The sequence below is a fragment of the Caballeronia sp. genome, from assembly GCF_049581465.1.
Classification (GTDB): Bacteria; Pseudomonadota; Gammaproteobacteria; order Burkholderiales; family Burkholderiaceae; genus Caballeronia.
The window spans coordinates 1-7,728 of the sequence record NZ_JBAUSA010001419.1 but is presented as its reverse complement, the minus strand read 5'-3'; the positions used below and the strand labels follow the sequence as shown (position 1 = coordinate 7,728).

Below are 7,728 nucleotides of genomic sequence, written 5' to 3'. Positions count from 1 at the left end.
ATCTTGATGAGGGGATTAGCGAGAAAGCCCTTGAAGGTGTCGAAGGAGATTTCCGACGTCAGGCTCTGGTCCAGCAAGTAAAGCAGAAATGGCAACGATATGAATAGCAGCAAGCCACTGATGCGATGCAGGATCGAAACCTTTCCCGCTAGTGGCAAGCGATAAGACGCTAACTGAGCAATTCCGATATTCCGGTACTCAGGCCTTGGTTTTTTTACGGCTTCAGCCATGCTAGACCCCAACTTTGTTATCACACTAGTCCGCGATTTTAGCGCCTTTTTATAACGCGCTGCAGCGAAACGATACACAACAAGCTTTTCCAAATCGCGTTAGAACGCCTTTCCAGCGGCCTTGCGCGGCGACGGCGAAGCGCTTGCCACGTTGCTTCTCACGTTACTTCTCACGTTCTTTTCAACTCAAATCGTTCTGATAGTAATAGCCATTCGTGACATACCACCCACGCCGTACTTCAACCGGTCGATCTCCATACGTGTATGACACCCTCTCGACCGAAAGCAGCGGCGAACCCATTTCCACACCGAGCAATTCCGCGACGACGGAATCGGCACCCACTGCCCGGATCTTTTCCGACGCCCGGATCATCCGCGTGCCGAACTCGGTTTCGAACATGGCATAAAGCGGGCCTTTGTAATCTGCCAGTCGCTCGGCCGTAAGACCACGAAAGACCATGCCGGGTAGCCAGATTTCGTCGAACACCGTAGTGACGTCATCGAACTGGAGCAGCCGCTTGATACAGACTACCGGATCGGCGGGTTTCAGGTCCAACTGCCGCGCAATCTCAGCAGGCGCACGCAAGCGCCGGCATTCCAGCAGCCGGCTGACGTGCGGATGCAGGTCGCCGTCTTCCGGCAACAGGCGCAAGAAGCGGAACTGTACGCGATCTTCGTTGTGCGTCGCAACGAACGTACCCTTACCTTGCTTGCGAACCAGGAGATTGTCGGCGGCGAGTTCGTCGATAGCTTTTCGCACCGTGCCCTGGCTCACCTTGTAGCGCACCGCCAGTTCGACTTCGCTGGGGATGAGTTCTCCGGGCTTCCATTCGCCCGATTCGAGCCCCTGCGTGATCAACGCCTTGATCTGCTGGTACAACGGGCTGAACGTCGGCGACGACGCCGACGCGACTTCCGTCACGCCCGGTCCGCCGGGAGAGTTCGCGTTGCCCGCTGGGTTTGGATTCATCCGCGCATTTCATCATAAAGGCCCGCGCCCCGTCCAGAGCTTTCCCGCTGATTCCTATGTCTTATATAAGACATAAGATACTGTTGACTTTGATCTCCGCGACTCCTACACTCCTTGGCGAGCAAGGGTTTGCAGGACATTGCGCCTGTCGTTGAAGGCGTGGCCGGAGAGCAGTCCGGCGCAGGTTGACCTTTCAAGACTGCCCTCCGCTCATCGCTCCAAGCCGAACGGATTTCGTGTTCGCGCAGCGAAAAGCGAGTGCATCGCGCTCGCGGCTCGCGTGCCCCTCCGAAATACGCGACGCCCCAGGCGCTGATCGGGCGCACATCTAGCGCAAACTCCAAGCTCAAAGGGCCGGATTTCCAGCATGGAGATCGAGTCGCGCCCGCCGGCATGCGGCCGGAAACGCCGATGGGATGTGCGCCGATGTGCGCCATCGGGCGGTGCCATCGGCTGATCCAGCGCAGCCCGCGCGTCTCGACCCTCACGCTTTCATCAACGCTTCGCGTAACGCGCCTAAAATGGCGCTTTCCCTAGCGTTTCACGCACCGTTCAGGAGTGTTCTCAATGGCTAAGTCCGCAAAGCGCGTTGTTGTCACAGGCGCCGCAGGTCAAATCAGTTACTCGCTGCTGTTTCGCATCGCCAATGGCGATTTGCTTGGCAAGGACCAGCCGGTCATCCTTCAGTTGCTAGACCTTCCGGTCGCGCAAGCCGCCGTCAAGGGCGTCGTGATGGAACTTGAAGACTGCGCATTCCCGTTGCTCGCGGGCGTGGTGATTACCGACGACCCGAAGGTCGCCTTCAAGGACGCCGACGTGGCCTTGCTGGTCGGCGCGCGTCCGCGTTCGAAAGGCATGGAGCGCAAGGACCTGCTGTCCGCCAACGCTGAAATCTTCACGGTGCAAGGCAAGGCCCTGAACGAAGTCGCTAGTCGCGACGTGAAGGTGCTCGTGGTGGGCAACCCGGCCAACACGAACGCGTATATCGCGATGAAGTCGGCGCCGGATTTGCCGAAGAAGAACTTCACGGCCATGCTGCGTCTCGACCACAACCGCGCGCTGTCGCAACTGGCTGCGAAGTCGGGCAAGCCGGTGGCATCGATTGAAAAGCTGGCCGTGTGGGGCAATCACTCCCCGACCATGTACCCGGATTTCCGCTTCGCCACCGTGGAAGGCGAGTCGCTCACCAAGCTGATCAGCGACGACGAATGGAACCGCAACACGTTCATCCCGACGGTCGGCAAGCGCGGCGCGGCGATCATCGAAGCGCGCGGGCTGTCGTCGGCGGCATCGGCGGCCAATGCTGCAATCGACCATGTGCATGACTGGATCCTCGGCACGAACGGCAAGTGGGTCACCATGGGCATTCCGTCCGATGGTTCGTATGAAATCCCCGAAGACATCATCTACGGCGTGCCGGTGACGTGCGAAAACGGCGAGTACAAACGCGTGGAAGGTCTGGAAATCGACGCGTTCTCGCGTGAAAAGATGACGGGCACGCTCAATGAATTGCTGGAAGAGCGCGACGGCGTCGCGCACTTGCTCGGCAAGTAAGCGGTTTTAGTCTTGCGCGAGCGTCTTGTCGAACGAAAAGACGCTCGCGGTTGATTCGATTGCGTTTTTCAAGCTTCAAAAAAGCGCAGCCGAATCCGCCGTTCCACCTCACACTTAATCCGACGCCGACGATCGATGCGCGCTCTCACCCCCGCCGAAGTGCTGTTTGAAGGCGAAGTGCCCCCCGCAGTCATGCCACCCTGCGACCACTACGCGGGCAGCGAGAAGTTGATCCGGAAATCGCTCGCGCTGCAGGCCCGACTCGGTCCCGTTTTCGACATCACGCTTGATTGCGAGGACGGCGCGCAGATCGGCCAGGAAGTCGAGCACGCGGAACTGGTGGCGTCGTTTTTGGGCAGCGAGGACGACAAGTTCGGGCGCGTGGGCGTGCGCATTCACGACTTCCAGAACCGCGCCTGGCGCGACGACGTGCGCATCATCCTGCGCGCCGCCAGGAAGGCGCCCGCGTATATTGTGTTGCCCAAGATTCGCAGCGTCTTCGAGGCGGCCGAGATGATCGAGTTCATCGAAGCATCGCGGTGCGAATTGGGTATTAAGCACGCCATTGCCTGTCATCTGCTGATCGAAACGCACGGCGCGCTGGCGGAAGTCTTTGAATTGGCCGCGCTACCCGGCGTCGAGGCGTTGAGTTTCGGCTTGATGGACTTCGTGTCCGCGCATAACGGCGCGATCCCCGATACCGCCATGCGCTCGCCCGGCCAGTTCGATCACCCGCTCGTGCGACGCGCAAAGCTCGAGATCGCGGCAGCTTGTCACGCTCATGGCAAGGTGGCGTCGCATAATGTATCGACGGAAGTACGTGATATGAGCGTGGTTGCCACCGATGCCCAGCGGGCCCGCAACGAGTTCGGCTACACGCGCATGTGGAGTATTCATCCGGATCAGATCCAGCCGATCGTCGACGCCTTCCTCCCGCGCAGCGACGAAGTGGCGACCGCGGCTGAGATTCTGCTGGCGGCGCAGGACGTGCAGTGGGGACCGACGCGTTATCGGGACACGCTGCATGATCGTGCGAGCTATCGATATTACTGGTCCGTACTGCGGCGCGCGAAAGCGGCGGCGCAAGTCCTGCCCGAGAGCGCAAAGACGCTCTTCTCACAAGATGAATAGCGTGCCTCTATCAGGAGACTGGGTCGAATGAGCGATATTTCCAGCAAGGAAGCACCCGCCGCAGGCGGTTTCAAGCCCAAGAAATCGGTTGCGCTGTCTGGCGTGACGGCGGGCAATACTGCGTTATGCACCGTTGGCAGGACGGGCAACGACTTGCATTATCGAGGCTATGACATCCTCGATATTGCAGGCGCGTCGGAGTTCGAGGAGATCGCGTATCTGCTCGTGCACGGCAAGTTGCCGACCGTCGTCGAACTCAAGGCCTACAAGACCAAGCTCAAGGCGTTGCGGGGATTGCCCGCGAACCTGAAGGCGGCGCTGGAGTGGATTCCCGCGTCCGCACATCCCATGGACGTGATGCGCACCGGCGTCTCCGTGCTCGGCACTTTGCTGCCCGAGAAGGACGACCACAACATCGCGGGCGCGAAAGATATCGCCGATCGCCTGATGGCTTCGCTCGGTTCCATGCTGCTCTACTGGTACCACTATTCGCATAACGGCAAGCGCATCGAAGTCGAGACGGACGACGATTCCATCGGCGGCCACTTCCTGCATCTGCTGCATGGCGTGGCGCCGTCGAAATCGTGGATCGACGCCATGCACGCTTCCCTGAACCTCTACGCCGAGCATGAATTCAATGCGTCCACGTTCACGTGCCGCGTGATCGCGGGCACGGGCTCGGACATCTACTCGGCGCTGACCGGCGGTATTGGCGCGTTGCGGGGCCCGAAGCACGGTGGCGCAAATGAAGCTGCCTTCGAGATCCAGTCGCGCTATCAAACGCCGGACGAAGCCGAAGCCGACATCCGTCAACGCGTGGAAGCAAAGGAAGTCGTGATTGGCTTCGGCCACCCGGTGTACACGATCTCCGATCCGCGTAACAAGGTGATCAAGGAGATCGCGAAGAAACTCTCGAAGGAAGCCGGCGACACCAAGCTCTTCGATATCGCGGAACGCCTGGAAACGGTGATGTGGGACGCGAAGAAAATGTTCCCCAACCTCGACTGGTTCAGCGCCGTGTCGTATCACATGATGGGCGTGCCGACCGCCATGTTCACGCCGCTGTTCGTGATCGCCCGCACCGCGGGATGGAGCGCGCACATCATCGAGCAACGTATCGACAACAAGATCATCCGGCCAAGCGCAAATTACACGGGACCGGAAAATCTCAAGTTCTTGTCTCTAAATAAGCGAAAATAGCGCGCTGCGTGTGCCGGATGGCCAAAACCGGCCCGCGGTCTCGCAAAAAAGGGCCAATGCAGCAGATCATTTCACCGCGAAAGATTTTGCTGTTTCGGCCCCGATTGAACATTAAACGATTTTAGAAAGGCTGCCACTGATGAACAAATTTTTGATCGCTGCCGTAATCGGCGCCCTATCCACGACAGGCATGCTCGCCACCACGAGCGCGCTCGCCCAAACCACCGCTGCTTCCGCTACGGCCGCGACAAAAGCGCAGGCTCGCCGCCCCGCTCCGGCCAAGCGCCTGATCAAGCGCAAGCCCAAGACCGAAGCTGCCGCTGCGGCCAAGACCGATCCGGTTCCGGAAGGCTCGACTAAATGGGCGTGTAACGAAGGCCTGGCTTTCTTCCTGAAAGGCGACATGAAGCGTGACCAGATCGTCACGGTGAACTGGGCCCAGAAGTCGTATCAATTGCCGCGCGAGGACACGACGACGGGGGCTGACCGCTTCCACGACGCCGCATCGGGTCTGGACCTGGTCGTGATTCCGACCAAGGCAATGCTGTTCTCCGACAAGGACGGTTCGCGTCTCGCCGACGAATGCAAGACGGCTGAAATGACCGCAATGGGCACCCCGGCTCCTACGCAATCGAACGAACTGATCAAGAAGTAAGTTTTATTTAGGAAACTCTCGATGTCCGCACCGATTTCAAATGTCCGGCCTGATCCGGACCGCGTACTGGTCGATATCGTCGACTACGTTCTCAATTGCAAGATCGACAGCACGCTGGCGCTCGACACTGCGCGCAATTGCCTGATCGATACGCTCGGTTGCGGACTCGAAGCACTGACTTACCCCGCCTGCACCAAGCTGATGGGACCGATCGTGCCAGGAACGATCGTCCCCAATGGCGCCAAGGTGCCGGGCACTTCATTCCAGCTCGACCCGGTTCAGGCCGCGTTCAACATCGGCGCGATGATCCGCTGGCTCGACTTCAACGACACGTGGCTTGCCGCGGAATGGGGCCACCCGTCCGATAACCTGGGCGGCATCCTGGCCACGGCCGACTGGCTGTCGCGCAACGCCGTCGCCACCGGGAAAAAGCCACTGACGATGAAAGACGTCCTGATCGGCATGATCAAGGCGCATGAAATTCAAGGCTGTATCGCGCTGGAGAACTCGTTCAACAAGGTCGGCCTCGATCACGTGCTGCTCGTGAAACTGGCGTCCACTGCGGTAGTCGGCCAGATGATCGGCCTCACGCGCGACGAGTTGATCAATGCGGTGTCCCTGGCATTCGTCGATGGACATTCGCTGCGCACGTATCGGCACGCACCGAACACGGGTTCGCGCAAATCGTGGGCCGCAGGTGACGCCACCTCTCGCGCCGTGCGTCTCGCGTTGATCGCGAAGACCGGCGAAATGGGCTATCCGTCGGTGCTGACCGCCAAGACGTGGGGCTTCTACGATGTCCTCTTCAAGGGCAACGCGTTCAAGTTCCAGCGCCCGTACGGTTCATACGTGATGGAAAACGTGCTCTTCAAGATTTCGTTTCCGGCGGAGTTCCACTCGCAGACGGCAGTGGAAGCGGCTGTGACGCTGCATGACAAATTGAAGGCAACGGGCAAGAGCGCGGAGGACGTGAAAAAGATCACGATCCGCACGCACGAAGCGGCGATTCGCATCATCGATAAAAAGGGTCCGCTCGATAATCCCGCCGACCGCGATCACTGCATCCAGTACATGATCGCCGTGCCTCTACTGTACGGTCGCCTGACAGCGTCGGATTATGAGGATGCCGTAGCGAAAGATCCGCGCATCGACGTGTTGCGCGCGAAGATGGAATGCGTGGAAGACCCGCAATTCACGAAGGATTATCACGATCCGGAGAAGCGTTCGATCGCCAATGCACTGACGGTCGAATTCACCGACGGCAGTACATTCGATGAAGTCGTGGTCGAATATCCGATCGGCCACAAGCGTCGCCGGGAAGACGGCATTCCGTTGCTGGTGGAGAAGTTCAAGACCAACCTCGCACGACGTTTCCCGGGCAAGCAACAGCAGGCGATCCTGGCGGTATCGCTGGACCAGGCAGCGCTCGAAGCCATGCCGGTCAATGAATACGTCGATTTGTACGTGATTTAACTGAATTATTCCGCGTTCGTCACACGCTTTAGTAAAAACGTTTCGAAGGTATTTCCTCGTTTAAGCAAAGGAAAATAAAACATGGCCCACAATCTCCATAAAACGCTGAAGGAATTCGATAGCGGTTCCGGCAAAGGCAAGTACTACTCGTTGCCCGCGCTCGGAAAGGCGCTGAACGTCAAGATCGAACGCCTGCCGGTGTCGATCCGCATCGTGCTGGAATCGGTGCTGCGCAACTACGACGGCAAGAAAATCGGCGAAGAGCACATCAAGCAACTGGCGAACTGGAAGCCGGTCGCGGATCGTACCGATGAAATCCCGTTCGTCGTCTCGCGCGTCGTGCTGCAGGATTTCACCGGCGTGCCGTGCGTGGTGGATTTGGCCGCCATGCGCGCCGCGATGAAGCGCGCCGGCGGCGATCCGATGAAAATCAATCCGCTCGTGCCGGTTGATCTGGTCATCGATCACTCTGTGCAGGTGGATGAGTTCGGCTCGAAATTCGCGCTCTTGAATAA

The 7,728-nt window shown here is 59.1% G+C and carries 8 protein-coding genes; 6 read left to right on the top strand and 2 right to left on the bottom strand.

What is annotated here, in order from left to right:
* Both sdhC and WCA53_RS34360 read right to left on the bottom strand, forming a co-directional pair.
* The coding region (gene sdhC, locus WCA53_RS34365; protein WP_423922772.1) for a succinate dehydrogenase, cytochrome b556 subunit at positions 1–230 on the bottom strand (230 nt) is incomplete at its 3' end.
* Between the two features lie 181 nt (positions 231–411).
* Positions 412–1,200: a GntR family transcriptional regulator gene (locus tag WCA53_RS34360; RefSeq protein ID WP_423922767.1), complete on the bottom strand. Its 789-nt coding sequence runs from the start codon at positions 1,198–1,200 to the stop codon at positions 412–414.
* A gap of 567 nt (positions 1,201–1,767) precedes the next feature.
* Here WCA53_RS34360 and WCA53_RS34355 point away from each other — a divergent pair.
* The 6 genes from WCA53_RS34355 to WCA53_RS34330 form a co-directional block, all read left to right on the top strand.
* Positions 1,768–2,754: a malate dehydrogenase gene (locus WCA53_RS34355; RefSeq protein WP_423922764.1), complete on the top strand. Its 987-nt coding sequence runs from the start codon at positions 1,768–1,770 to the stop codon at positions 2,752–2,754.
* Positions 2,755–2,889: 135 nt separating this feature from the next.
* Entirely contained in the window at positions 2,890–3,885 is a 996-nt protein-coding gene (locus WCA53_RS34350) for an HpcH/HpaI aldolase/citrate lyase family protein (RefSeq protein WP_423922761.1), read from the top strand.
* 27 nt (positions 3,886–3,912) lie between these two features.
* A complete protein-coding gene (prpC, locus tag WCA53_RS34345; RefSeq protein ID WP_423922758.1) occupies positions 3,913–5,085 on the top strand; it encodes a bifunctional 2-methylcitrate synthase/citrate synthase in 1,173 nt (390 codons plus the stop codon).
* 139 nt (positions 5,086–5,224) lie between these two features.
* Positions 5,225–5,740, top strand: a complete 516-nt coding sequence (locus tag WCA53_RS34340; RefSeq protein WP_423922755.1) for a hypothetical protein — start codon at positions 5,225–5,227, stop codon at positions 5,738–5,740.
* Positions 5,741–5,761: 21 nt separating this feature from the next.
* Positions 5,762–7,213: a bifunctional 2-methylcitrate dehydratase/aconitate hydratase gene (locus WCA53_RS34335; protein WP_423922750.1), complete on the top strand. Its 1,452-nt coding sequence runs from the start codon at positions 5,762–5,764 to the stop codon at positions 7,211–7,213.
* A gap of 81 nt (positions 7,214–7,294) precedes the next feature.
* The coding region (locus WCA53_RS34330; RefSeq protein WP_423922746.1) for an aconitase family protein at positions 7,295–7,728 on the top strand (434 nt) is incomplete at its 3' end.